19 protein-coding genes are annotated in these 26,489 nt (G+C 34.0%); 5 read left to right on the forward strand and 14 right to left on the reverse strand.

Annotated features, from left to right (window positions below):
• Positions 1–344 precede the first annotated feature (344 nt).
• From CBF35_RS06920 to CBF35_RS06945, 6 genes are all read right to left on the reverse strand, one after another.
• Positions 345–2,171, reverse strand: coding sequence for an LTA synthase family protein (locus tag CBF35_RS06920; RefSeq protein WP_126779481.1), 1,827 nt, complete (start codon positions 2,169–2,171; stop codon positions 345–347).
• A gap of 47 nt (positions 2,172–2,218) precedes the next feature.
• Positions 2,219–4,519 (reverse strand): bifunctional glycosyltransferase/CDP-glycerol:glycerophosphate glycerophosphotransferase, encoded by a 2,301-nt coding sequence (locus CBF35_RS06925; RefSeq protein ID WP_126779483.1) that lies wholly within the window; start codon positions 4,517–4,519, stop codon positions 2,219–2,221.
• Between the two features lie 57 nt (positions 4,520–4,576).
• Positions 4,577–8,623, reverse strand: coding sequence for a CDP-glycerol glycerophosphotransferase family protein (locus CBF35_RS06930; RefSeq protein WP_244922578.1), 4,047 nt, complete (start codon positions 8,621–8,623; stop codon positions 4,577–4,579).
• Positions 8,624–8,908: 285 nt separating this feature from the next.
• Positions 8,909–9,985 carry a YcjF family protein gene (locus tag CBF35_RS06935; RefSeq protein ID WP_126779487.1) on the reverse strand — a complete coding sequence of 359 codons (1,077 nt, stop codon included), beginning with the start codon at positions 9,983–9,985 and terminating at the stop codon, positions 8,909–8,911.
• On the reverse strand, positions 9,960–11,168 hold the full coding sequence (locus CBF35_RS06940; RefSeq protein WP_126779489.1) for a GTPase family protein: 1,209 nt from the start codon (positions 11,166–11,168) through the stop codon (positions 9,960–9,962). Before CBF35_RS06940 ends, CBF35_RS06935 begins: the two co-directional genes overlap by 26 nt.
• Before the next feature lie 39 nt (positions 11,169–11,207).
• The gene (locus CBF35_RS06945) at positions 11,208–12,626 is read right to left on the reverse strand and encodes a cryptochrome/photolyase family protein (RefSeq protein WP_126779491.1); all 1,419 of its coding nucleotides are present in this window, start codon (positions 12,624–12,626) and stop codon (positions 11,208–11,210) included.
• Between the two features lie 155 nt (positions 12,627–12,781).
• On the opposite strand from CBF35_RS06945, the gene CBF35_RS06950 reads away from it, so the two are divergent.
• The 3 genes from CBF35_RS06950 to CBF35_RS06960 all read left to right on the forward strand — a co-directional run bounded on the left by CBF35_RS06950 (position 12,782) and on the right by CBF35_RS06960 (position 16,704).
• A complete protein-coding gene (locus CBF35_RS06950; protein WP_126779493.1) occupies positions 12,782–13,213 on the forward strand; it encodes a GtrA family protein in 432 nt (143 codons plus the stop codon).
• A 208-nt stretch (positions 13,214–13,421) separates the two neighbouring features.
• Positions 13,422–14,612 carry a coenzyme F420-0:L-glutamate ligase gene (locus CBF35_RS06955; protein WP_126779495.1) on the forward strand — a complete coding sequence of 397 codons (1,191 nt, stop codon included), beginning with the start codon at positions 13,422–13,424 and terminating at the stop codon, positions 14,610–14,612.
• Positions 14,613–14,826: 214 nt separating this feature from the next.
• On the forward strand, positions 14,827–16,704 hold the full coding sequence (locus CBF35_RS06960; protein ID WP_126779497.1) for a DUF6020 family protein: 1,878 nt from the start codon (positions 14,827–14,829) through the stop codon (positions 16,702–16,704).
• A 243-nt stretch (positions 16,705–16,947) separates the two neighbouring features.
• On the opposite strand, the gene CBF35_RS06965 is transcribed toward CBF35_RS06960, so the two are convergent.
• From CBF35_RS06965 to CBF35_RS06975, 3 genes are read right to left on the reverse strand one after another with little or no spacing between them, the layout of a single operon-like run.
• The gene (locus tag CBF35_RS06965; RefSeq protein ID WP_126779499.1) at positions 16,948–17,286 is read right to left on the reverse strand and encodes a hypothetical protein; all 339 of its coding nucleotides are present in this window, start codon (positions 17,284–17,286) and stop codon (positions 16,948–16,950) included.
• 3 nt (positions 17,287–17,289) lie between these two features.
• The gene (locus tag CBF35_RS06970) at positions 17,290–17,628 is read right to left on the reverse strand and encodes a DUF2304 domain-containing protein (RefSeq protein WP_126779501.1); all 339 of its coding nucleotides are present in this window, start codon (positions 17,626–17,628) and stop codon (positions 17,290–17,292) included.
• Position 17,629: 1 nt separating this feature from the next.
• Entirely contained in the window at positions 17,630–18,355 is a 726-nt protein-coding gene (locus tag CBF35_RS06975; protein WP_126779503.1) for a glycosyltransferase family 2 protein, read from the reverse strand.
• Between the two features lie 192 nt (positions 18,356–18,547).
• Between CBF35_RS06975 and CBF35_RS06980 the strand changes: the two genes are divergently transcribed.
• On the forward strand, positions 18,548–19,537 hold the full coding sequence (locus tag CBF35_RS06980; protein ID WP_170174735.1) for an FUSC family protein: 990 nt from the start codon (positions 18,548–18,550) through the stop codon (positions 19,535–19,537).
• A gap of 139 nt (positions 19,538–19,676) precedes the next feature.
• Here the strand turns inward: CBF35_RS06980 and CBF35_RS06985 are convergent, their stop codons facing one another.
• Positions 19,677–20,480: a Cof-type HAD-IIB family hydrolase gene (locus CBF35_RS06985; protein WP_126779507.1), complete on the reverse strand. Its 804-nt coding sequence runs from the start codon at positions 20,478–20,480 to the stop codon at positions 19,677–19,679.
• A gap of 18 nt (positions 20,481–20,498) precedes the next feature.
• Positions 20,499–21,491 (reverse strand): ROK family transcriptional regulator, encoded by a 993-nt coding sequence (locus tag CBF35_RS06990; protein WP_126779509.1) that lies wholly within the window; start codon positions 21,489–21,491, stop codon positions 20,499–20,501.
• Positions 21,492–21,918: 427 nt separating this feature from the next.
• Between CBF35_RS06990 and CBF35_RS06995 the strand changes: the two genes are divergently transcribed.
• Complete coding sequence (locus CBF35_RS06995; protein ID WP_126779511.1) at positions 21,919–22,677, forward strand: DUF817 domain-containing protein; 759 nt, start codon at positions 21,919–21,921, stop codon at positions 22,675–22,677.
• A gap of 17 nt (positions 22,678–22,694) precedes the next feature.
• Here the strand turns inward: CBF35_RS06995 and CBF35_RS07000 are convergent, their stop codons facing one another.
• The 3 genes from CBF35_RS07000 to CBF35_RS07010 all read right to left on the reverse strand — a co-directional run bounded on the left by CBF35_RS07000 (position 22,695) and on the right by CBF35_RS07010 (position 26,110).
• A complete protein-coding gene (locus CBF35_RS07000) occupies positions 22,695–23,501 on the reverse strand; it encodes a hypothetical protein (RefSeq protein WP_126779512.1) in 807 nt (268 codons plus the stop codon).
• A gap of 134 nt (positions 23,502–23,635) precedes the next feature.
• Positions 23,636–24,265, reverse strand: coding sequence for a YfbR-like 5'-deoxynucleotidase (locus tag CBF35_RS07005; protein WP_126779513.1), 630 nt, complete (start codon positions 24,263–24,265; stop codon positions 23,636–23,638).
• A gap of 78 nt (positions 24,266–24,343) precedes the next feature.
• The gene (locus CBF35_RS07010; RefSeq protein WP_170174736.1) at positions 24,344–26,110 is read right to left on the reverse strand and encodes a LysM peptidoglycan-binding domain-containing protein; all 1,767 of its coding nucleotides are present in this window, start codon (positions 26,108–26,110) and stop codon (positions 24,344–24,346) included.
• Positions 26,111–26,489: the final 379 nt, after the last annotated feature.

The raw sequence follows: 26,489 nt of genomic DNA on the forward strand, positions 1-26,489 counted from the left end.
TTTAAACACCGCATTCTAATCAGTTTTAAAGTGACACAAAAAAGCAACTTCACCATTTCTGATGAAGCTGCCTAAGTAACTATTTATTCGACTAAATTTTAGCCATCCACACAATTTGACGTAGAGCCATAAAAAGAAGATATTTCTTAAAAAACAGAAACTTCTTCTTTTAGAATTAACTCATTAATCTTATTTAACAAAGACCCTAATTTTCCTATTCACTTTTAAAATTTAGTTAATCTTTCTTAGTCAAAAAATAACCATTTAGGACTAGTTTAAGCACCTATCTAAAATATTTCCATTCCAGTTTATGACTCTTCATTGATCTATTACTGTCTGATTCACTATTTAAAGAAAAACTCACCTGCATAATTTTTTCCAAATAACGAATCATATTGAATCCATTTGTAATCATTAACTAGTTGTTGAATTTCATCATCTAAGTCACTAATTTTTACTACTCTATCATTTAAGGTGACTGTTTCTGGATAGATGTCCCCGATACCTTTGTCAATTATTTTACCAATCAAAGTATAGAAGCCTGGTCGCTTATAATCTCCACTATTTACAAAGTGTGAAAAAAGAAATGCTGGAGTTATTTTAAAGTCTAGACTTTCACTCTTTCTCCCATGGTTCTTATATATAAAAAATGGTGCCTCTCGATGCTTATCTTTATACGCCGAAATATTTGGAATCACAGAGCCAGGTAGATGGTCGCCATAAAATATAACATTAATATTTTCCTCTGATTTTTCAATATCCCTAATAAATTTTTCAACTGCCTTATCTGTTTCATGTATGCCTTTAAAATAATTTTCTGCTATTTCCTTACGACTCTCATTTTTACCTTGATAAAATTCTTCGTTCATTTTTAAATCAATGTCACTATTAGGATAAGTATTATTATATGGGTAATGATTTTGAATAGACATTGCATGAATATAATTATAATCAGGTAATACATCCTGAATTTCTCTGAAAAATTCAGCATCTGATATAAATTTACCTCCATCTAACTTGCCTTGAAACTTAATTCCTTCATCCAAAAATCGGTAATCAGAAAATCCAAGCGCATTGTAAATATTTTTTCGATTGTAGAGTGTCGAAGTGTGCGAATGTATACCTATTGCCTTACCAGACAAATGGTTACTGGCAGTATGATTCAGTGACGATTCATAAAAATCTGTAAAAGGAATTGCAAGATCAGTATCTAATAAGGATAGAGTAAAACCACTTAATATAGAAAACTCCGTATTGGCTGTCCCACCACCTACAGTTTTAGGTGTAATCATTCCACCAGATTCGCGAATTAATCTATCTATATAGGGGGTAGGCGACTTTATGCCTGATGCAAGTATATCCTTATAATTACTAGTTGAAATAAAACTTTCTGAAAGAATCAAAATTGTTTTTTTATTCTTCAAATCTTTAGATTTTGATTCATCTAAACTCATATAACGATTTGTAATAAGTTTGATTTCTTTCTCAGTATAGTTATCTGGTTCTGCCATAAAAACTGGTGATATAGTATGTAAATACGAACTAACAAAACCATTTTTTCGTGCTAAAATAATTGGATTAATATTAGTTCTCTTTTCATCTAATTGATATTTAAATATATTATTATTAATTTTTTCCACATTGACTAAAAATAACCAACTACTAATAATCATTATTATTAACACTGATAACCGGACTTTACCGTTAATGAATGACAATTTATTCTTATCAACTTTTCTAATTAGTATAATTGATAACAAACATAAAATAAAAAATGCCACTACTCCACCTATTATCGGTATAAATGAGTTGGAAATTGCTGGGAGTAATGTGTCCCAAGCAAATAATGCGTCCATGTCGGAATAAGTAATAAACTCGTTTCTTAAATTAACTTTTACATTATTTGCATAGCCTACTCCTACTGAAAAAAAGATAAATATTACTAAAGTTAAAAAGTAATTATTCGTTATCATATATAGTAATAATACTAAAAAAAGCAAAATGCTCGCACCTTTGCCAAAAGAATCAAACAAAATACTCTCCGCTGGTATCTTGAAATCATTGTAAAGACTTAAATTCAAAAAAAGTTGCGAGATTTTACTTACGCCAATAAAACTGATTAGTATCAAGATTATTGACAAGAATTTAATTAGTTTTTGCTTTGATAACACTAAAAACGTCCTTTCGATTGCATATTCAAATATTTTATATTACTAGTTTAAGACGGAGTTTTAAAGATATTTGTAATTAGTTTTTTTATTTCTTCGTTACTATTAATTGTATTTTCTGAAATTAAATCCGTTTTATTAAAACGAGTATATAAATCTTTATACCCAGTCATTTTTAACGCCAACTCTGCTTCGTTGTAAGCCGTAACTTTTTCCAATCTTATTCTCAGATCATCATAAATCCCTCTAGATTCTGCGTATTGCTGTTTGTCTTTCATTAAGAGATAGAAAGGCACGTCTGCGTAAAGGCAATCAAAAATGATTGATGAATAATCACTTATTACAATATCTGCAACTAATAATAACTCTTGCGTATCTACATCTTTCGGAATAGATTTTTTGTTAACATTGTTAGTGGAATCATTATCAACATCCATATCATGAGGATTAAATAGAAACACATGATTACTAGGTAATTCTAAGTGTTTCTCTAATTGACTAAAATCTAGTAAATAGTCCATTACACGTTCATCCGTTTTATAATTGTAATCTCGCCATGTGGGTGCATACAAAATAATAATTTCTTCATTAGCCACGCTTAATTTTTCTTTAATTGCACTTTTTAGTTGCGTGTTTTGTTTGTTTTCTAATAGCCAATTATTTCGAGAGTAACCAGTTTCTATAATATCTGACTCTTCGATTGAAAAAGCTGTTTTGAATTTTTTTGTTGCTATTGGGCTATCCGATAATAAATAATCCCATCTGTTTACATCCCATTTCTTCCTTACTTTGTGGCTAGGATTAGCACTAACTATTTCTATCTCATGGGAATCAAACAATAATTTTTTCAATGGTGTTCCATGCCATAATTGAATTAGTTTTTGATTATCATGAATATAAAAATCTAATGGGACCCAGGATTCCGCAATAATAGCTTTAGAAGTACTTAACCATACATCAAACTCTTTACTTCTTGGTTCTATTCGATAATCTTCTGGCACACGCTCATCTGTCGTTACAAATTTTAATTGTTCCGTTGAAAAGTATGATTTTAAGTATTCGAATAAATATCTCGAATTGCCTTTATAATCATAATCAAAACCTAACATTAATATTTTATCTTCTGTTGCTACCATATTTTCTCGATAATTTACTAATGGTTTATTCTCTTTAATTGTTTGCTTTTTTTCTCTTTTAGTAATATTTCTCTCTAAACTTCCACGGTTTAAAATAAAATCATGATTATTAAAAACATTAATTCTATTGAGGACGTTTTTACCCTCACTTGCCAATCGATGATTTTCAGCAAACCTTTTTAATTTTTTTTTGTCAAAAGCTTTAAAAGAATAAACTTTTTTTAATTTTTCGATATCTTTATTTTTAAAGTAATCTGTTTTAAAGAATGAATAGTAATAGTCACTTTTATACGTATTCGGGAAGACGGTATCTTGATTTTTTTCAACTAATAATTCAATACCTTCAGTAATATATTTATTCCTAATTTCCTTATTATTAACTAATCTTCTATCTACATAAATAAATAATCTATCTAATAGATACTTTAATAAATTATATTTTGCTAATCGAGAACGCGGACTAAATTTTTCGTAAGTTGCTGTTACAGCTTGCATATATGAAATCAAATGGATTTCACTGTTTTCAGTATCTAAAGATTGGGTAGTTGAATTTTCATTTACTCGCACATAGTACAACAAGTTTGGTATTACTCTAATTTTATTAGCTGTTGTTGCTACATGAGCATAAAACTCGATATCTTCATAAAAATAACCTTCTCCGAATGCTATATTGTTACTAATAATAAACTCTTTTTTGTATAATTTATTAACACAAAAGTATGGTTGTAGTGCTAACAATTTTTCACAATCTTCATTTAAAATATAATCAGCCTTTAAAAAAGCTTCGTTGGGGTAATATGCCATCCCACGCCATTTCGTTTTAGGATTAGACGTTGTATAGTTAAAATAAACTAAATCAGTATCTTCTTCTTCCTCTGCCGCATTGAAGGTAAGTTCTATTGTTGATGAATGTAGCCAATCATCAGAATCTAAAAATAAGATGTATTTACCTAAAGCTTTTTTTATTGCTGCATTTCTTCTTGCTCCTTGTCTTAAATTTTGACCGTCATTTAAAATAGAAACAAAAATCCCTTTCTCTACTAACTTACTTTCCGCTTGTGTTAATTTTTCGACAGTATCATCACTTGAACCATCATCAATAAATAGGCACTCCATTTTCCCTCTAAAAGTTTGGTTCATTAAAGAGTCTGTTAACTCTTCAACAAACTCTTCAACGTTATAAGTTGGAATGATAATACTTACATCAATATTCATGACCTTTATTCTCCTCGTAACATCTTTATTCTAATCCTTTATCCCTGTAAATATTATTTACTCTTTAATTTTATCTTTAAATTTTTTTTGCATATTTTCAAAAATACGATTATTAGCATTCGCATCTCGATAAATATATAAATCATCTAATTTTCCCAAGTGGATGTTTCGCATCTCAGAATGATTAACAAAATAATTTAATTCTTCAATAACTTCTGATAGACTTATTTTTATTTCACCTGGAAAAAATTCAGTCGTTAATTGGTCACTTGTGTTATTTATTTTAGCATCAAATTGATAATAAATAATCGGTTTTTCTCTTAAGGCAAAATCAAGTCCCACACTGGAATAATCTGTAATAAGTAAATCACTTTCTGTTAGTAGCTCCTGAACAGTTGAAGTACCTTCAACTGCGATTTTTACAAAATTTGACTTAAAACACGATGAAAACTTTTGAAAATTTGTGTGCAAATAAAAAGTTACTTGCCAGTTATTTGCTTTGGCTAATTCTTCAAAAGCTTTACTTGTTAATAATTTATCAAATCTATCGTAAAATTCACTTTGTTTAAATACATTGTCTGGCTGAGTATCTAGATTTTCTCGCCACGATGGCATAATCAATATTTTTTTATGACTACTCATTGATTTTTTTTGTTCATTTGCAAACAACGCATCAAATCTAGATAACCCTGACACTATTACTTCATCATCGTCGTAACCAAAGTCACGCATTACAAGTTCTTTTTCACGTTTAGAGCTAGTAATAAACAAATTAGTAAATGGATTTTCTGGGTCTTTTCGATAAAGGTGAGCCATGTTTCGAACACCTAGAATACCATGTTGCAAGAATACTTTATACTTTTCAGCTAAGAGACCTTTGCTATAAGAATCTACTACTGGCGTTGCGTAGTTTGTTCCATGGCTACTAGCTAAGATATCCGCCTTAACAAAGACCTCAACATGCTCTTTCGTTTTATAAAAGACAATATTATCAAAATATCCTTCTAGATTGCCTAAGTCTTTCGACTCTTTACTAATTAAATAATAACTATCATAAGCATCTTGGTGATTATCTACTAAATATTTAAAATATGCCAACCCAGTATCTTGAGCCTTGTGAGGGTACTCACTGACTAAAATGATTGGTTTAGAATTTTTTACTAAACTTGCCTGGTCTTTGTAATCGATATAATACTGATTCACATCACGATTAATCAACGTCATCTTAGCTGATAAATTCTCAGTGTTTTTAGTCGGATAACAATGAATAACCATCACTTCATCCTCGCCATTACTAATGACTGCTGTATCTTTTGGTAAGTTTGGACAACTGATGCGGAAAGCAGTTGGCATTAATGGTTGCTCTGCTACTTCGAAAGTGAAAAAGAAATCAAATATATCATAGCTATAATAGTTTTGATTCAATTCACTAGCGACTGCCTTCATGACATCAGCAGTTAACACGATGTTAACTTGATGTTCAAAGATACCGTTCGCAAGTTCTTTTATTTGAGTGACTGCGCCTAATGCCTCATGTCGTTGCTGATTTCCTCGTAACTTGACTAACCCATTAACGCTTGCTAAAGGAAAGACTTCTGTTCGAATCGTTAAGTTTAAGTGCATATCACCGGCTTGAGAAGTCACTTCATCTAACTCATGGTTTTTATAATAGCTTTTTGGTGAGGGAGCCTTATCACGACTAACACGAATACAATTATCAACACTCCTGTAGATAAAATAACTATGTTTGTTATTTGTCAGATAACAATGGTTTTCTGCCATCACTTTGAATGCATCTGTCACCCTTAATTGTTGACGATTATTTGTCACAATCTTGATTAACCCACCGTCTTTACTAGATCCTTGATCGATTAGAGACGTTGGTATGTAGTAACCTAACTCATTTTTTTCAATCGGTAATAATTTATTTCCTACTTCTAAGAAGAGCTCTCCGAAATTAGTGGCACTCTTAATGAAAAAGCCTTGGTCTTGACTACCGATAATAAGCTCTTTTTTGTTGACTTGTTCAAGTGCTTTAATGTCAATGTAATCAAAAAACAATAGACTGAGTTCAGTTTCACTATGTTTTAACCCATCTTGATTCACCGCTGGCACTTCTTTCAGAAATTTTTCAAAGGTTTTAGATGCTACCTCAATTAACTTGATAGACAATCCCTGATTAGTTTTGGTAGCGTAACTTTGGATGACTAAATGACCTTGACGATTTTCTGAAAAAATCACACCTTCTTCAACTAAATCTTCACTAATAATACGCTGAGCGGTTCTCTTAGTTTCATACCCCTTTACATCCATTGAAAAATAAAAATCAAATGAAGGTATGAAGTAAGGCGCTGTTAGATTTTGCGTATTCAATTCAAGAATGTCTGCCAAATTAAATGTACAAGATACTTGATTACGATAAAATGTTTTTCCTAGCTTAGTAAAACTTATCACTTCGCCACGATACGCATGATTTTTTTGACTGTGACGAATTTTAGTTTCTAACTCAAAAGCTTCTATTGGCGCATAATTGGTAATAATTTCTAACTGTAAATTAACTTGATTTTTATTAATTTTAAAATCTCGTACTCGATGAGTGTGATGAAAATTCATAATACTCGGCAATTTATTAACTTGGATAGTTAAAGTATTCTCCGGCGTTTCAAATAAGTAGCAACTTTCTCCGTGAGACTCCCCCGCCATTAGACCGACTTGCGACATATTAGATATTTCCCAAGGTCTTCCGTCATCGGTTACTATTTCAAGCATCTCTTCTGTATCTTTTAACAGTTCAACTATTTTAGCAAATGAGACACGATAACTACCATTACTAACTGGAATATGTTCTTCATAATTTTTCCCTTTAATCATAAGGCCCTTAGTCTCAGTTTTTAGTAAAAATTCAGTTGCCGAATGTGATAGTTCAACTTTCCCCCTCACTTTTAGATTATTCTCGCTTAAGGGTTGTTCTTCAATGGTTATATTAGTCTTCTTTTTAGCTGCTTTAACTTCGCTAAAAACGGCTTCCGCAACTTTCTTACTCGAAGTACCATCTTCAATTCCACAATATTTCGTGTAAAACTCATTGTATTTTAAAGACAATGGTTCAACTGCAACCTGCTTAATATCCGTGATTAATTCTGTTGTTGTTTGTGACATTGGCCCAGGGGCTTCACTAACAAAATCAATATAAAAACCACGTAAAGTCTCTTGATAGTGCTCTAAATCATAAGTAAAAAAGAGTAACGGTTTCTTTGTATGAGCAAAATCAAACATTACCGAGGAATAATCAGTAATACACATATCAGAAACTAAATATAATTCTTGAATATCAGGATAATGACTAACATTCAAAACATCCATACGATATTGTTTTGGAATTGAAATATGTTGGGCTGTCGCCACATGGCCTCTAATTAATAAAATATAGTCCTCGGATAGTTCATCAATCATTTGCTTCAAGTCTAATTCTAACTTGAAATTTTTAATGGCGTCATCACGAAAGGTCGGCGCATATAGCAACACTTTTCGGTCATCATCAGCAATTCCTAATTCTTTTTTTACTTTTTCACTTATTGCAGCAAGTTCTGCTGGGCTGCGGTAAAAGATATCATTACGAGGATAACCTACTTCTAAAACTTCTTTTTTATACTTAAACGCTGACCTAAAGTTAATTGTGGCATAATTACTCGGTGAAACTAAATAATCCCAATAAGTCACTGCATGATTAACACGATCTAAGTAAGTCGCATTTCTTCCAATAATTTTATCTAAGTCATTTTGCATTCTTTTGAGTGGCGTACCGTGCCAAGTTTGTAAATATGTCGTACCTTCTCGTTTGACTAAATCTGTTGGGAAATTCTGGTTATTCACCCAGTAGTGAGCCCGAGCTAAATAATAATAATATTTAAAGCCAAAACGCAACACTTGCTGTGTATTGCTTCCCTTTATTTGAGCTCTTGACTCAACAATCCAGACATATTTATAATTCAAGTCTAATCCTTGTAAATAATCATAGATAGCTTTGGGACTATCCCCTATCGATTTACCAACGTTACTCTCAAAGACAATTAATTGTTTATTAATTGGTAAGACTGTTTTCATCACATTGTAAAACTTTTTTATGAGTGGAAAATAAAACTTGCTATTCCTCACTTTACGGTATATTTTTCTATTAATTTTAGTAATCATTTCACTCAAGTTTGTCATCCTTCCTACTTTTAAAAAACAATATATATATATATACCAGAACATTCACATAGACTTTTATATTATACCAATTTTCCTACTCGTTTAAAAGCTTTAGCTAGGACTAATCAGCTTTTGCGAAATAAAGAACTACCAACAATTGACACACTGGTCAACTATCGGTAGTTTAATTTTTTATTATTACTTCGATTTTTTTAACGCTTTTTTATACTGCTTTTTCGTTAAATCAATGATCTCACGATTCGTAAATTTTTGACCGACCGCCTGACCTTCTGCCACAATTTTCAAGACTTGGATATAACTCGTCGCTAATACTTGCGTAATAATTGCGGCGACACCACCACTAATAACACCTCCACCAACACTCCCAGCTCCTGGAATCAACTTAAATAGACTGCCTGAAACATATCGGCCGAGGTGTGTCGTTAGGCTTGTCCCAAGAATCACCGCTGTTAAATTAGTTAAGACTGATTTTTTTATTGGCAAGTTGAAAACTTTCGTAAGATGTGTCAACATCGCCACTTGAATTGGCACTAATGCCAGAGCATCGGCAAAGGGAATCGGGACGAAACTAGAGCCAAAGGTAGTCGCAATGTAAGCTAAGGCGATTTTATGCGCTGTTTGGACTTTTATTTGCATACTCACTTTTTGACTACTTATAAATGATTGGGCAACAGCTTCTGGCAATAGTTGATACGTCTCATCAACTAACTGACTTAAACCGGTTACTGGCACATCACTAATGCTTAATTTTACTGTTTCAGCAACAACTGGAAGAATTCTCACGACTTTCAACTCTGGCATCTCTGCTAGAATCTCCTTAAATTTCTCAGATTCCTGACCATAAGCTTGGGTCAAAACTAAAATAACAGATACTTTTTTGGAAAAGTGACTAATTAGTTTAAGCTCCGTTGACTCTATCCGTTTGGACTGAGCATTTATGCAATACCAAATAACATGTAGATAATCCTCACTTTGACCTGCTAAATAAAGACTATTAATCAAATCATCAATCTCTTGTTGACTAATTTTTCGACCTTCTTTAGCTAGTTCAAACCCTCTAGTATCATAAATATTAACTAGACTATTAGGATTGGTTATTTTAATTACTTGTTCTGTTTCGGGCTTACCAAGGGCCGTTTTGGTGAGTTCTTCACCAAATACACTGTTGATTAACGTACTCTTGCCAACTCCTGTTTTGCCGGCAATGAGAATATTCAAAGGCTGATCGCTAGGGAGTGGCTTTAGGCTCTTCATCTTCTTCAGTTCCCTCCTCCTTCTTAGTAAAAGCCCTTTTAGTCATGGTTAATAATTCTTCTTCCGTAATGATTTGACCTGCTTTTTCAAGGGTGGCGACTTGTTCTAACACTTTGATATATGTTTGTGCCAAGCCTTTGGTAATTTGTTTGGCAATGCTACTATTAATAAGGATTGCGGCAACATTCCCTCCTGGAATTAGCTTGCCAAGACTGGTAGATAAATACTTACCAATCATTTTCGCCCCTTGGGAGCCAAGTAAAGAAGAGCTCAGACCGAGAAGCAGAGATTGACTAACAGATATCCCAAAAGATACAGTTAAATGAAGTAGCATAACAACTTGAATACTCATTAGGGCTGTGGCGTCAGCAAAGGGCAGTGGGCTCGCACTAACACTAGCTGCTGCTAAGACATACTTATCAGCAATCTTTTGAGCCTGTGCGACTTTCATTTCGATATTAACTTTTTGGGCAATTGTAAACGCTTGTTGGGCGTATTCTGGTAAAATATCTTCTGTTAATTGGACTAACTCTTCGACACCATGGTGTGAAATTAGTTGCCCCTCCGCAAGCTCGAAATCTTTTGCTAAAATTGGGTGAACACAATAGACAGGTAAGTTCATCTCTTCTAAATATCTCAAAAATTCAGCATTCACCTCACCATAATACTGGGTTAAAACAATAATAACTGGGGCTAATTCAGATAATTTTCGAATGAACCCTAATTCAACGTCTTCAATTCGTCGCCCTTGGGCATTAATCCCATACCAAATAGCATGAACGTGCTGGCTTTTGTCTTGAACATAAAGTTGCTTAACTTTTTGAATAATTCCTTCGATGACTTTTTCTTGAGAATTAGTCATTAGCTCTAGGCCTTTTGTGTCATACACCCTTAGAGGCAGATGCTTTTTTTGATAGTGTTGTAAATGCTGAGTAACCGGCTTGCCGATGCCTGTTGTCGCTAATTCTTCTCGGAAAACACTGTTAATCAGGGTACTCTTACCAATTCCTGTTTTCCCAGCAATCAAAATATTAACAGGTTCATAACTTGCCTTGATATCGTCGACGACTTTTAAACTCGCCTTTTGAGATAGCCCAAAGAGACTAACTAAGTCTTCCGGTCGAATACTCTTCCCTTTTTGCTGAATTTTTTTCATAAAATTATCGAACAACAGTTTTGCCATAACATTCACTTCCTAACTCCCTTTATTTTGACTTTATTATTAATAGGTTTGCTTAAATAATTCAATTGCTAACTTACGAGCAACTTGATGGTCAACGATTGGCCCTGGGTAATCTTGACCAATGAGACACTGATATTGCTTTTGTTGAGCACTTGTCATCAAGGCTGGTTCATGAATCAAATTAGCAGGTACTTCGACTAGCTCTGGCACATACCGGCGAATGTACTCACCATTTTTATCAAATTTCCGACTTTGAGTTGTCGGGTTAAAGATTCTAAAATACGGCACAGCATCCGTCCCTGTGGAAGCTGCCCATTGCCAGCCACCAATATTACTCGCCGGATCGTAATCAATTAGCTTCTCCGCAAAATATTTCTCACCTAAACGCCAATCGATCAACAAATCTTTTGTTAGAAAGGAAGCCACAATCATACGCAAACGGTTATGCATCCAACCTGTTTGATTTAACTGACGCATACCTGCATCGATGATTGGGTAGCCTGTTTTACCAGCTTTCCACTGCTCAAACAAGTCGTCTTCTTGTTTCCAAGGTAAACTCCGATAAGCAGCTTGAAGTTCTTGGTCCTTTTGATTTGGATTAAAATAATAAATCATATGATAAAAATCACGCCAAGCTAATTCTTTTAAAAAGATTGTTTGCCCTTCACTTTCTTCCATTGACGTTGCTGCTAGCCAAACTTTACGAATTGATAATTCACCGGTTCTTAAATAAGGAGAAAGTTGACTTGTCCCAGCTAAACTGGGTATGTCACGGTCTTTTCCATAATTTGCCATTTTATTCAAAACAAAGTCATTTAATTTTTTTTCGGCTTCTTCTTCACCGACTAATTTATTAAAATCATGTTCTCGCTTAGATAATAACTCTTGGAAAACTGACTTACCAGCTTGAAAGTTCGTTTGATTTTCAACAAATCTCACGCCAGATTGCCTTAAAGGGACTTTTCGATACAATGGTTTTGGAAGCTTGAGCCATTGGTTATAGTAAGGTGTAAATTTTTTGTATGCTGTTCCGGTTTTAGTTTGAACTTCCTGGGGCTGATGAAGATGACCGTCAGCATAAGCATTAACTTGAATTCCCTCAGCATTAAAATAAGTGACAGCTTCTTCGTCACGCTGACGCCCAAAACCGCGTTCGTCTTGATTAAAATATATTTTATGCCATTCAGGATAGCTGGCCTTTAATTGTTCAAAAGAAGATACTGGACTCCCTACTAGGAAATGTAAAGTTACTCCTGCTTGCCCTAAGGACACTCTAAAATGTTCTAAGGCAGTAAAGAAGTGATCGTGATTTAAAGAGTTAGGCTTAAATTGTTGTGGGTTTAACTGGAAGAGGCACAATAATTCCTCATCTGGTCTTAAATTCAGCAACGCTTGATTTAAAGCTTGATTATCTTCTATTCGTAAATCTTTGCGAAACCACATAACAACTGTTTTCATTTAATTCCTCCATCTAAATTTAATTATTTTTATCATACCACACTCTTTTATAAGTTAAGTTAAAGAAGCCTAGGCTTAGTCGACAGCTCCCCCCTTTACTGCTATAATAAGCAAGATTCTAATTAGAAATTATTAACTCAAGGAGTCATTATTTTATGAAAAAAATGAAAGAACTTTTATTTCAACTTAGCTTCATGAATGATCATTACTATTCAATTTTAATGTATTTAGTTATGGGTGGTATCACCACTTTTATTAATATTTTTATCTTTTGGTTGTTTAACTCACAATTCGGCTTAAACTATACTATCGCAAATATTATTGCTTGGTTCTTCTCAGTTTTATTCGCTTATGTTTCTAATAAATTTTATGTTTTTGAAAGTAAAAACACCTCCTTGAAAACCTTAACCAAGGAAGTCTCTTCATTCTTTTTCTTCCGTATCTTATCCTTATTTATGGATTTATTAGTAATGTTCATTTGTATCAGCCTACTGAGCTTTAATCCCCTACTAGGGAAAGTCTTAGCTAACATAATTGTTTTAATCGCTAACTACGTATTTAGCAAATTTTTTATTTTTAATAAATGATTTTCAAAGCTAAGCCAGAGGTTTTCAGACTCTTCTTAGCTTTTTTTAGTATTTTCAGTGGATTTATTTTACTTACACCACACTTATACGGTATAGTATAGAAGGTAAAAAAGTCCTCAATCATTTTATGAGAGACTTATTGTTAAGCTTTTAAGGTTATTTTAACTAGGAAAGACCTTCAAAAGCCTTAAATAAAGGAGCGAGTCAATTGGAAAGAACTGTTGGAACTACTGTCCGTGGTCTCCGTGGACCAATTATTAATCAAGGGGACGATTTAGAAAGCATTATCGTAGATACTGTTTTAAACACTGCGAAAATGGAAGGGTTTGACATTGAAAATCAGGATATCGTTACTATTACTGAATCAATTGTTGCCCGTGCTCAAGGAAACTACGCGACGATTAATCATATTGCCACAGACATCAACACTAAATTTGGCGATGAAACAATCGGTGTTATTTTCCCAATTCTCAGCCGTAATCGTTTTTCAATCTGTCTGCGTGGCATCGCCCGTGGCGCTAAAAAAATCGTACTAATGTTAAGCTACCCTTCTGATGAAGTTGGCAATCATTTAGTCGATTTAGATGAATTAGATGAAAAAGGGATTAACCCTTGGACTGATGTTTTAACTGAAAATGACTTCCGTCAACACTTCGGTTATAAAAAGCATACTTTCACTGGCGTTGACTACATTGATTATTATAAATCTCTAGTCGAAGCTGAAGGGGCAACTTGCGAAGTGATTTTTTCTAATAACGCTAAAACAATCATTGATTACACAACAAGTGTTTTAACTTGTGATATCCACACCCGTCAACGGACGAAAAAAATCTTAAAAGCTAACGGTGGTACGAAAATTTTTGGCTTAGATGATATCTTAAACAGCTCAATTGATGGTAGTGGGTTTAACGAAGCTTACGGTTTACTTGGCTCAAACAAATCAACTGAAGAAGGCATTAAATTATTCCCAAATGATTGCCAACCCTTTGTTGACAGTATCCAAAATAAACTTAAAACAGCTACAGGTAAATTAGTCGAAGTGATGGTTTACGGTGATGGTGCCTTTAAAGATCCCGTTGGTAAAATTTGGGAACTTGCTGATCCAGTTGTCTCACCAGGTTTCACAGCTGGCTTAGAAGGAACGCCTAATGAAGTTAAGCTAAAATATTTAGCGGATAATAACTTTGCTGACTTACGTGGCGATGAATTAAAAACGGCAATTTCATCTTACATTGAAAATAAAGACGATGATCTCGTTGGAGCGATGGAAGCTCAAGGGACAACGCCTCGTCGCTTAACTGATTTAATCGGTTCACTTTCTGATTTAACATCAGGTAGTGGTGACAAAGGAACACCTTTCGTTTACATTAAAGGATATTTTGATAATTATACTAAGTAAATTTAAAAAAGTTGAAAACTTTACTCTTTTAATTTGGGATTAGCTTAGTAGACAACGTTCGTTAAACTTTAAGGCGCTGCTGACTTCAAGTCCCAGCGTCTTTTTTATTTCTTGGCTGTTCTCCCCTACTTATCTATAGTAGAATAATAGCTAGCAGTAAGTAATATTAAGCATCACTAGACTATAATAATTTTAATCATTAAGGAGTTTTCAAATGAAAAAAAAGGTAGTTATATTTTTTATTGTTCTCAGCCTCTCTCTCTCTATTCAAAAACCAGTTATTAATGCCATTGAGTATAATAGTATTGATAGTCAATTTTTGGCACTTATCTATCATTTTTTAGCTAATTTTACTAATTCTATTAAGTATAGTCCTTTATCTATACTCTTGTTAAGTTTTGGCGTTTATTTTATTATGAATAAAACAAAATCCTTGAAAATCACCTCTACTTCTCTTATTCAAAAGATACTATCTTTATTTTTAGCTGTTATGACTTTGATTGGCTCTGTCTATGCTAGTAATATTGAAAGTATTACGATTGCTTTTGCAGGGATTGTTCAGCTAACAAAGAGTGGGATTATTATGACAGGTTGGTTCTTTATTTTTGAAATATCTCAACTATTTTTAACAACTATCATAAAAACTGGCATTCCTAACATAAAACAACCGACTTTTTTAAAGTCAATTATTAGTAGGTATCAGAAGAAACCTTTTACAACTGCTACTATTGTTTTAACTATTATGTGGCTACCTCTACTGATTTTAAATTATCCCGGAATCATAATGGGGGATAGTTTACAACAAATCACTCAATTTTTTGGTTTTGTGCCCTTGCGCAGTGATAACCCGATTTTATCAACAGTTTTTATCTCTGCTTTTGTAAAATTAGGCCAGTTCCTTGGGTCTGCTAATTTCGGAATATTTTTACACTCCATTGTTCAAAGTGCTATTTTAGTCCTTTCATTAGCTTTTTCTTTAAAATTGATTCAACGTTTTGGAAAAAGTGAATCATTTACTTTTTATATGACTTTTTTACTTGGCTTTTTACCTATTATTAGTGGTCTAATAAATGTTGCAACTAAAGACCTCTTATTTTCCGCTTCCTTTTTAGTGTTTATTGTAAGTTTAGCTATTTACTTACACGACCAAAACTATTTTTGGAAACATCGGACTTATTTAATTACGATTGGTTCCATTCTTATCGGTATCCTATTGAGAAAAAATAGTTTATATGTAGCCATTCTTTCTTTATTAGTAGTTCTGGTTAGTGCGCTATTACGTCGCTCTGTTAAAAATTATCGAATTGTCCTCATTGTGATGGGTTCGATCAGCCTAGCAGTTGTTATGGATAATGCATTAGTTAAGCTCGCCGGAGCCAATAACGAAACATTACGAAGAGAATCTCTCTCCGTTGTTTTTCAACAAACTGCCCGCTATGCCCACTACTACGATGAAGAAATTACTTTAGCTGAAAAAGAAACAATTAATAAAGTCCTTGATTATGATAAAATAAAAAATGTCTATAATCCGAGAATATCAGATCCTGTGAAAGCTACTCATTTGGAATCTGCTTCTAGTCAAGAAATGAAGGACTACCTTAACCTTTGGTTTAAACAATTTAAAAATCATCCTTTAGTATACTTAGAGGCTACTTTAAACCAAAACTATTCTTTTTTCTACTTAGAGAAAAATCCTAATGTTTATTACTTGTTTTTAACCGATGCTTATAGAAGAAATACACCTATCAGAATTCAGTACTACGAAGATTTAGGCTTCAAAGAAAATAAACAGGTCAAAGATTTTCAACTTGTTAAAAAATACTACTATCAGCTTTTTGATAAGCTACCCGTTTTAAGTCAATTAAATAATGTCGCTTTTTATATTATTCTTTTGATGATGATTATGGTTTTTTCAATCCAAAAGAAAAAAAATAAAACCTTAGTTTTACTAATTCCGCTTATCGCTTTATTCCTTTCCCTTCTTGCTGGACCTGTCGTCACTGGCTATGTCAGATATTTAATTCCTTTTGTGATGTGTGGTCCACTAGTCTTTGCCTTCAGCATTTGGGAAAATCGTCAACCTTCTCCATAATAAAAAAACTAGTAAGCAGTGGCTGAAGGTTAATAAAACACTTATGGGGGCTGCTAGTTTCCGATGATCTATCGGAGACTAGTGGCCTTTTTTCTATTTTATCGCCCTTAATAGCATGCTAATCTAACTAAAAAAGACACCTCCCTGTTTCACTTTCATGAATACTAGGGAGGTGCTTTATATTGACTCAATTAATCAAACATTTTCAAACATGTTTGATTTTATGGGTTCTTTTTGACTTTATTACATACTAATAATCATAACCCCAACAAGGATTACCCCTGCTCCAACAATATTCATTAGCGAAATACTTTCCCCTAATATAAAGTAAGAGCCAACTAAAATCATGACATTTGTTAAGCCCAAACCTAAGGGGACAATATAACTAACATTTTTGTTAGCAATGATGTACATCCATAAAATAAAACTTAACAAGTAACACAACAACCCAATCATACTAATATAAGACATGTGAAAATTAAAGATCCCTTTAGTTAAAGAAATTGAAGCATCACTGGCTCCTAATTTGAATAAAATAATCCCCATTGATGATAGGATGACATAAATAATAAATGAAATCATTGCTTACTCCTTATCCGATTGCTTATTTTTTAATAGTGAAACTTCTTGAACCAATATTTTTATTGTTTCATTTTTTTTTGACGAGGCTGATGTCACGGAAAATAATTGGACAAATAAAAAAATAATGCTAATAAACATTAAGAAATTTAATGGCAACTCAAAGCCAAGGGCACTTGATATGATTCCTGGTAAATGAGGAAATATCGCAAAAACAACCATCGTTAAACCTAACAATAACCAAATAAGCGAATGGTGAATTAATAATTGATTTTTACTGACCATTTTTAAAATATAAGTCACAAAAAGTAAAGCAATAGCTAACACAAATAATTGTAACAACATCTTAACTTTCCTCCCTTTTAACTAAGGATAATAGCAAAATCGAATAGGATACTTCAATCATATACACAATTGACTTAAGAGGTGTAATTGAAGACGATCCCGCTTGTCTTTCAAACATATTGGCAGGTACTTCTAAAAATTTATAATTTTTCTTTAAGACACGAACAAGTGTCTCTGGCTCTGGGAACTTAATGGGGTATTCTTGACAAAATAAGTCAATAATATTGCGGTTAACTGCTCGATAACCTGAGGTAACGTCATAAATTCTTGTTCCTGAAACTAATTTTATCAAGCCTGAAATAATTTTTATGCCGAACTGTCTTAGTTGTGATGACTTAAATTCTGAAGGACTATTGGAGACAAAACGGGAACCTAACGTAAAGTCAGCCTTGCCTTCAATTATTGGTGTTAATAAACTAGCTAAAGAGTTAATATCGTGTTGTCCATCACCATCAAACTGAACAGCAATATCAAATCCATGAATAGCAGCATATTTATAGCCCGTTTGAACCGCCCCACCAATTCCGAGATTAGCAACAAGGTTAACGACATTTTTCCCTTTTTCTTTTAATAGTTCCTTTGTATTATCAGTTGAGCCATCATTTATTACAATATATTCAATATGATACATTGACTTTTCACGATAGTTTTCAACACTGGCAATCGTCTTTAAAATACTTTTTCCTTCATTATATGCTGGAATAATAATTAACACTTTTTTTGACATATTATTTTACGTCTCCATTCTCTTTATTCTATCAAATTGTACCATAAGATACAGATAAAAAATATGGTATTACGTAGTGTTCTAGGTTTGTCAGAATGACATCTTAATCATCTTTATGTCAGGGCAATTGATTGCTTATTTAGTCAATTCTATGATATGCTGTTCAACACTGTATTTTTGAAAGGAAGTTTTATGAAAAAAATTAATCGTCACTCCATTATTAGTAGTCTAGTTAAGTTAACTATCATTATTTTGTTTATTTCAAGTTTCACAGCAGTCTTTGGTTCTCAAGAAGCCTTAACCTCTGTTTCTGCGATTACCGGGATCTTAATCTTTTTTTATGTCCCCCTAAATTTATCTGTTAAGACTGGCGCCCTAGTAACTGGTGGGAGCTTTTTTATTTTAGGTCTCCTAGCTTCTCTTAATCTATTCCTCCCAATTGGGCTATCACTAATCATTAATTTACTGAGCATTTTTCTAATGATTTGTCTGTTCGGTCGCCCTTTTGCTTATAAACTCTATGTCCCTTATATTTTACTTTATATTTTTGCTAGTACAACTAGCCCCCTTGAGTTTAAGTTATCGATTCGAATTGCTGCTCTAGCTTTTTCGGCTTTGATCATCACAGGTATTTATTACTTTAGACATCAAAAAAGTTCTGGCACTGAGACGTTAAAAAGCATGCTGACCATCAAATCAATTCCACATGAGATTCTTCACGTCGCCTTCACAATGGCCGTAGGAATCAGCCTAACCTTATTAGTTAGCCAGATTTTACACTTTGAAAAGGCGATGTGGATTTGCATGACGATTATGTCGTTATCACAAATTGAAACGCAAATGTTCAAAGACCGCTTCAAACAACGCATGTTTGGTAGCCTTATCGGCATTGTTGTTTATGGGATTTTATTTAGCCTACTTGTGCCCAGTCATTTACATTTACCGCTAACGTTGTTTTTAGCTTTCGTCTATAATTTCCTTGACGATTATTTCTTACAAGTTATTTTAATTACGGTCAACGCCTTATACGCTGCTAATGTCATTTGGCAATTTAATGTGGCTTCAATTAATCGCCTACTGTTTATCTTGATTGGTAGTTTGATTGTTTATGCCTTGACCCGTTTTGTTAAAAGCAGTTATCCCCAACGACTACTTAACTTAATACCGAATAAAAGCAATTAAAAAAGTGGTGTGGCAAACGTCGTTTAAATACGACTCATTGACTTTTGAAACCCGTTTATCAAATAATATTCGTCAAAAAAAGGCGCCGTGTGATTTTTAAATCATACGGCGCCTTTTTTCTATTCAGCTACACTTCATCTCAGTCACTCAAACCTAGTAACTTTTCTAAAACAACTAAAACTCCCTCATCTTGATTACTTGGGGCTAGGGCTTTCGCAGCTTCTTTAGCAACTTGACTGCCATTTTCCATGGCAAAACTGTGGCCGGTATAAGCTAACATCTCTTTGTCATTGCCACCGTCACCGAAACTCACAATATCAGCTGTGGCAATGTCCCACTTAGCTTGTAGCAGGCTTAAGCCATTAGCTTTGTGTAAGCCTGGAATAATTAAATCAATGTCTCCATGGCCACTTGTAACAGCAGTGATTTCTCCGGCGAAATTATCATTGAATAAAGCCATTAATTCAACTGTTTTTTCTTCCGGTCCATTTAAAGCAAATTTGAAGAAAACATCTTGATCTAAGGTTTTCAAATCAGGTACAACAGCTAGACGATGATAAAAGATACCTGCGTGTTCAACAAATGCTTGCCGCTCTTTTTCAGCGATGTAAGCACTTTGACGGCCACATAAAATTGTTTGAACTTCCGGTAACTCATCAATAAAACTTAAGACTCGTCTAACTAAGTCTAAACTCATCTGACCACAAAATAACTCTTGCTCCTCACTAATGACTAAGGCGCCATTTTCTGCTACAAAGGAAATATCTTGAGCAATCTCTGGAAAAAATGATTTTAACTGGAAATATTGATTGCCACTAGCCACAACAAACTTAATATCTTGTTTCAGGGCCTCTGCATAAATCTTCGCGAATCGTTGACGATTGTACTCATTTGTGGCTTTTAAAAAAGTCCCATCCATATCAACTGCGATCATTTTAATCATTATTAAACGCCTCTTTCTCTAATTAGTTATTAATTTCAATCCTTGACTGACTAAGCCTTTAAAATAATTATCAGCAAAGTCATTTGATAAACTTAGCTTTGGTAAAACTAACAAAGGAAATAATTCAACCATTTTTTGCTGAACTGAGGCTAAATCCGTTTCAGTAATTCGGTTATCACGAGTATAAACTAGGATTTCTCTAGGGTCGTACAAACTGATTAAACTTTGAACAACCTCACTTAAATTAACAACTAAATCAACTTTTTCCAAAGGTTGGGATTCCCATTTGGCTCCTAAAGGCAAGTATTGAATTTCCCCAGCAAAGCCATTGCGACCTTTAAGGATTTTGCCATTTAAGACAATCCCAGCGCCTGGTGGAAAATCTTTAGGATAATAGATACCAATCACTGCATCCTCTTGATTGCCTTGAGCTTCAGTATACCCTAGGACTGCTAAATTAATATCGTTTTCAATCGCCACTGGTAATTGGAACTCTTGTAGTAATTCGCTGCGAACATTAACATAAAGTAATGGTGGATAGTCTAACATTTTTAAACTACCATCTAGCTCCACACCGGGGATTCCTAAAATAATACCACTGATTTTCGGATAGTTGCGAATCAACTCTTTAAAATATTCTTTTAAGCCTATCCAAGAAAGGCTGCTACCTTTCTTCTCTTCTTGAAATAACGCCTTGCCTTCCAAGTCACAAATATAAAAATTAAAAATAAATTCCCCGGCTTGTTCAATCAATTGACCAATTAACAGGAGGCGCTGGGCCGCATTAAACTGATAAGAAACTGCTCTGCGACCACCTGTCACAACAGAAACTGACTCTTCTTTAATAATTTCACGAATTAATAACTCTGGCATAATCTTACTAATTGTTACGACACTCAGGCCACTGATTTCCGCTAGTTCGCGCTGAGATAAGGGACCGTGTTCTTGAATCAAGTTCGTTAAAAAGGCTAGATTTTGCGCTCTGATTTTCTGAGGCTTAATAATTTCCATCTTGTCACCACTCTTTTTTAATTAACTTAATTAATCTAGTTAATTATCATTTTAAAGTACTTTAAGGACAATAGCAAGCCTTCTTTACTGATTAACGACTCATCTCAATTTGTTTTTTTAATAAAATTTTGTTAATGTGCCACACATAACACTTAACCGGCTTGTACCATCAAACAAATTGCGACGTCATTTACTTCTTCCCTCGCCTTCCCATTTTCACTTGATAAATAATAGCTCAACAAGTCGTTGCTCCATCTAAGAATAGCAGAAATATAAACTGTATTCGATTTAATGGCTCACTATTATCTAAATTTACCTTAAATTAAATAAGAAACCTTAAAATCAGTAAACATAATTATAAGCTTCTTGGTATTCTCTCTCTCGACTTTGCCCCTATGGTATTGTTACATTTAAAGGAGAGTGTACTATGGGTTACTTACTAGATTTTACAATCAAGCAAATCAGATCATGTTTATTTCCAGCCTTAATATTCATTGCCTTAGGCTTATCAAAAATCATCAATATTCCTGGTCTTCACCGCTACGATTTGTTATTTTATAGTGTTATTATCATTCAATTTATTTTAATAAAAACAGGTTACGAAACTTGGCCTGAGATCAAAGTCATTTTTCTGTTTCATTTGATTGGCCTAGCTTTAGAAATATATAAAATAAACATCGGCTCTTGGTCTTATCCCGAAGCTGGTTTTTGGAAAATCTTAAACGCACCCCTCTATGCTGGGTTTATGTATTCCAGCGTTGGTAGTTACATTTACCGTGCTTCCAAGGAACTTAAACTAAAATGGCACCATTGGCCAGCAAAAATTGGGGTGATCTTGATTAGTGCCGGCATTTACTTGAATTTTTTTACTCATCATTTTTTTTATGATTACCGCTATTTAATTATTCTAGGTGTCTTCATCTTTTTCAGAAATACTTTTGTTAAGTTTGAGCTTAATAACCGGCTGTTCACGATGAATGCTCGCCTATCCTTTTTACTCATCGGTATTGCCATGTGGGTTGGTGAAAACATCGCTAGTTTTCTAGGAGCTTGGGTTTATCCTAATCAAGCAAAGACTTGGCACCTCGTTCACTTAGGAAAAATCACTAGTTGGGGCTTGTTGATTATATTGAGCATTGCTCTAGTTTATTATGCCCAACAAAAAGAAGAAGCCGCCACTACTTAAAGTGGCGACTTCTTCTTTTATTCCACGACAGTCCAAGAATCTATGGTTTTGCCTTCTTCATCAAAAAACTGTAACCAGCCGTTCGTTCCGGCATAATATAAAAATAAACCAACTTCATTCACACTTTTCAAAATAATATCTTCAGTCGTTTGAAAATCAACAATTTTATCACTGTAATCGGAGCGCAATTTGTCTCCCATTTTTGCTGAATAACCAACTGATCCATCTTTGTTTAAGGGGGCTTCTTTAACTAGTTTGGCGCCCGCTTTTAGTAACAGTTCATTGCGTTTTTGCCAGATAATCCGACCTTGACTGCCACGAAAATTGCCACTGAACTCAACTTGACTGACGGCTTTGTTCCAACGATGTTGGGCTTTGCCTGGTTTTTTCTTTGCTGGCTTAGCTGCTTCAACTGGCTCAGTCAACTCATAACCGAAAGCCTTTAGTATGTATTGTAATTGGTTTACATACTCACCGACTTGAATTTCAGCACTTTTAGGTAGCTTTGAGTTTGCTTCTTTACCGATTTTAAGGGCGATGTTATTTTCTGCTGCTAAGTTCAAGAATGACTGTTCCAGATAGTTTGCTTCAATCTCCCAACTAGGTGTGATTTCAATTAGTTGATCATAGTCTGTTTCAAAAGCCCCAATCTGCTCTAAGTCTTGAGTGACACCAACAAACTGTTTCTTTTTAATTAGTAATAAGACTGCGCCAACTTGGGCCTGCTTAACTGCGCCACTTGTAATGATAATCTGGCCTTGATTATCAGCTAGTTCAATGATTATTTCTTGCTCTTTGACTTCTACTGCTAGCTTTATATTCATCTTGTTTCCTCCAAGTTAATATTAACTTTTTATTCTCTTAAAGTTTAGCATATCTTAGAAAAAAGATTGATTATCTTGCTTAATAAAATAAAAAAAGTTGCGACATACGTCACAACTTCTTCAGTCTTTAATGATTACTTACCAATTTCAGGAATATCAGCTAAAAACTCTTTCTTTCCATAAAAATCAGTGGCTAATAGTTCAGGGAAAATATTTTCGAAGAAATAAGTCACTGACGGTCGATGGTTATAACCTTTAATTGTTTTCACAGATTCAACAAACATCTCTTTGTAAACTGGCTCAGGATTATTTTTAACAATTTCTTCAAAAGATTCATACAATAAATCGACCTTATCGGCAATCGCTAAAATTTCGCCTTCGACGCTTTCATCTTTCCCTTCAAACAAACGACGACGATAGATTTCTTGAAATTCACCTGGGATTTCTAAGTTAATAAACTCATCGGTCATTTTTTCTTCAACAGTTTGGAGCATTCCTCGTAATTCTTTACTTGCATATTTAACTGGGGTTTTGATATCGCCAATAAAGCGTTCTGTATAATCATGATTTAACGCTTTTTCATAAAGCATTTTCCAATCTACTTGAATGCCATGGAATTCTTCAATGTCACCTAACACTTGAGAAATCGAAGCCACACGATAGGAGTGAGCAGCTACTGTGTGTTCAGTAAATTTGAAAAAACCTGGTGCTCTAGTTATTTTTTCTAAGTTATTTAAGCCTAATATAAATTCATTTAATCCCATTAACTGTCCTCCTAATTTTTAACTATCATACCATGATTTAAGAGTCTGTCAATTTTTAACGAGATGCGTCAGGGGTTTTTAGGGAATTAGAATCACTTGACCTAAGTATAGCTCTTCACTTTGTAATCGATTTTTAGCTTGTAAGTCCATGACACCGACATTATATTTTCTTGAGATAGCATATAGTGTTTCGCCTTTGCTGACGATATGCTCCTTAATTTCTGGAACTGGCTCTGGGTCCGGTTTGGATATTACTGGTGTGGAACTTTCTAGTATGACTTCGTTGACTTTAATTGCATAATCTGGCAGTGCCAAAGTTGAACCTGAGTAGATTGTCATATCAGACAATCCATTGACCTTCTTTAAATCTCCAACAGTTACGCTATATTTTTCGGCAATCTCTGTGAGACTTTCGCCAGCTAAAACTCGATGAGTTATCGTTGAGACATTCAGAGGGGGTTCTTCATTTTTCTTTTCTGGTTCTTTAATATTAAGAACCTCTCCTAATCTCACTTCATCACCACTTAAGCCATTCCACTCTCGTAGTTGACTAATTGTCACATTAAACCGTTCGGCTAATTCAGACAAGGTTTCACCTGTCTTCACAGTGTAGGTATCTTTCGGTTCCTCAATTTTTTCAACGCTTTCCTCCGTCACAGAGCTGATTGTTGTGGAGACAGTTGACTCTTGGCTTTTAGCCTGACTTTGACTAGTCGTTGAGGCTGGTGCTGAACTAGCCATAAAGTTACTAACTACTTTTGGACTAGAGGGGGCTTCAGCCTTCTTACTAGGATAACTCAAAGCAGCAACTACACCCACAATGACGACTATTCCGACTAAAAAAACAAGCCATAAACTGCCATTTCTCCGTTTTTTTTGTGGTTTCCGTTCCCGTCTTTGACTTTTATTTCGCTGGGCTGACCGAGAAAGAGGATCAGCTAAGGGAGAGGCTTGATAACGGCTTTCTTCAATAACTTTTTGAACAATTTCATCACTTAAAATAATTGTTTCTTGTTGATCCAGGCTTGTTTGATCACCTGTGACATTTTCCGTGATTTTTGGCGTTCTGACTATGTGCTGTAATTGGTTATTGTAGCCTTTTTTCCAAAAGTTTTTTTGGTCGTGAACTGACAACTTTTCAATATTCTGATAATAAACTTCATAAGCACCAAGAACTTCAGCCGTTGGACCGTGTTTTTTGAGTTTACCAAACTCTAACCAGAGAACTTTGTCGCAGTAGTTTGCAACATTTTTTAAGTTCTCAGTCTCAATCCAGATACTTGTACCTAGAGCTTTTAATTCAACTAACGCTAAAAAGAATTTTATATAAAAATCTTCTCTAACTGTTAATAGTGACTCATCGATATAAATAATTGCTGGCATTGCATGTAGCATAATACTCAATTCCAATTGAACTTTTTCTTCAACTGTGTAGTTGCGTAGCTTTTCCTTAAAAAGCCCACCAAGTTCTGAAAAAAGTAGGATTGCCGATAATTTAACATCTAGTTGCTTTCTTTCAATACCGGCTTTAATTAAGCGTTGACGTGTATAACTCTCGCCTGTTTTATCTTCACTCCGCCGATCTGGTAAAAGGATTCGATAAAAATTCTTATCTCGACCAATAACTTTTCCAATACTAGGCTCATATTCGCCCGCTAATAGCTTAACTAAGGTCGTCTTGCCAGAGCCTTTACTGCCGACAATTCCCACTACTTCGCCATAAAGTTGGTTAAATGACAGGTCATTTAAGGATCTTAAGATTTGCCCATCCTCTCTTGCTTTATTTCTAATATCTTTTTGATAATCATAACTGACATTAATAAATTTCCACTCAGCATACGTCACAGTCATTCCTCCTTGGACTTGTTTCTTTAAAAATGGTATTGCTAGTAACCTTTTATTGAATCGCCATTACTAAATAACTTTACCTATCAACTTTTCTTTAACACTCTAACTAATTAACGAACGTTAAACGAATAAGCCGTTTTTATTATTTCTCTTATCTTTCAGGGCAGGTCTGTTTTTTAAATAAACCGTTCATTTTCGGGTTTCTAAACGAACAAAAAATTACAGTTCCCCTAATTAATCAATCGCAACTTAGTATACATTTCCATATATATTCCATTATAACACTCTTTTAATCTCATTTATAATTATATATTTAATTACAAATATTTTTTTATTGATAGTCTAAGGACTAGTATACACACCTTAGGAAGTTTCT

It is taken from the genome of Vagococcus salmoninarum (assembly GCF_003987495.1).
Lineage (GTDB): Bacteria > Bacillota > Bacilli > Lactobacillales > Vagococcaceae > Vagococcus_D > Vagococcus_D salmoninarum.

Bases quoted from the DNA above. Each gene is read 5' to 3' on its own strand.
- CBF35_RS06975 (WP_126779503.1), bottom strand. From the start codon at position 18,355: ATGTCAAAAAAAGTGTTAATTATTATTCCAGCATATAATGAAGGAAAA.
- CBF35_RS06925 (WP_126779483.1), bottom strand. From the start codon at position 4,519: ATGAATATTGATGTAAGTATTATCATTCCAACTTATAACGTTGAAGAG.
- CBF35_RS06945 (WP_126779491.1), bottom strand. From the start codon at position 12,626: ATGAAAACAGTTGTTATGTGGTTTCGCAAAGATTTACGAATAGAAGAT.
- CBF35_RS06970 (WP_126779501.1), bottom strand. From the start codon at position 17,628: ATGTTGTTACAATTATTTGTGTTAGCTATTGCTTTACTTTTTGTGACT.
- CBF35_RS06935 (WP_126779487.1), bottom strand. From the start codon at position 9,985: ATGAAGAGCCTAAAGCCACTCCCTAGCGATCAGCCTTTGAATATTCTC.
- CBF35_RS06985 (WP_126779507.1), bottom strand. From the start codon at position 20,480: ATGATTAAAATGATCGCAGTTGATATGGATGGGACTTTTTTAAAAGCC.
- CBF35_RS06980 (WP_170174735.1), top strand. From the start codon at position 18,548: ATGAAAAAAATTAATCGTCACTCCATTATTAGTAGTCTAGTTAAGTTA.
- CBF35_RS06930 (WP_244922578.1), bottom strand. From the start codon at position 8,623: ATGAAAACAGTCTTACCAATTAATAAACAATTAATTGTCTTTGAGAGT.
- CBF35_RS06940 (WP_126779489.1), bottom strand. From the start codon at position 11,168: ATGGCAAAACTGTTGTTCGATAATTTTATGAAAAAAATTCAGCAAAAA.
- CBF35_RS06990 (WP_126779509.1), bottom strand. From the start codon at position 21,491: ATGGAAATTATTAAGCCTCAGAAAATCAGAGCGCAAAATCTAGCCTTT.
- CBF35_RS07005 (WP_126779513.1), bottom strand. From the start codon at position 24,265: ATGGGATTAAATGAATTTATATTAGGCTTAAATAACTTAGAAAAAATA.
- CBF35_RS06960 (WP_126779497.1), top strand. From the start codon at position 14,827: ATGAAAAAAAAGGTAGTTATATTTTTTATTGTTCTCAGCCTCTCTCTC.
- CBF35_RS06950 (WP_126779493.1), top strand. From the start codon at position 12,782: ATGAAAAAAATGAAAGAACTTTTATTTCAACTTAGCTTCATGAATGAT.
- CBF35_RS07000 (WP_126779512.1), bottom strand. From the start codon at position 23,501: ATGAATATAAAGCTAGCAGTAGAAGTCAAAGAGCAAGAAATAATCATT.
- CBF35_RS06995 (WP_126779511.1), top strand. From the start codon at position 21,919: ATGGGTTACTTACTAGATTTTACAATCAAGCAAATCAGATCATGTTTA.
- CBF35_RS06965 (WP_126779499.1), bottom strand. From the start codon at position 17,286: ATGATTTCATTTATTATTTATGTCATCCTATCATCAATGGGGATTATT.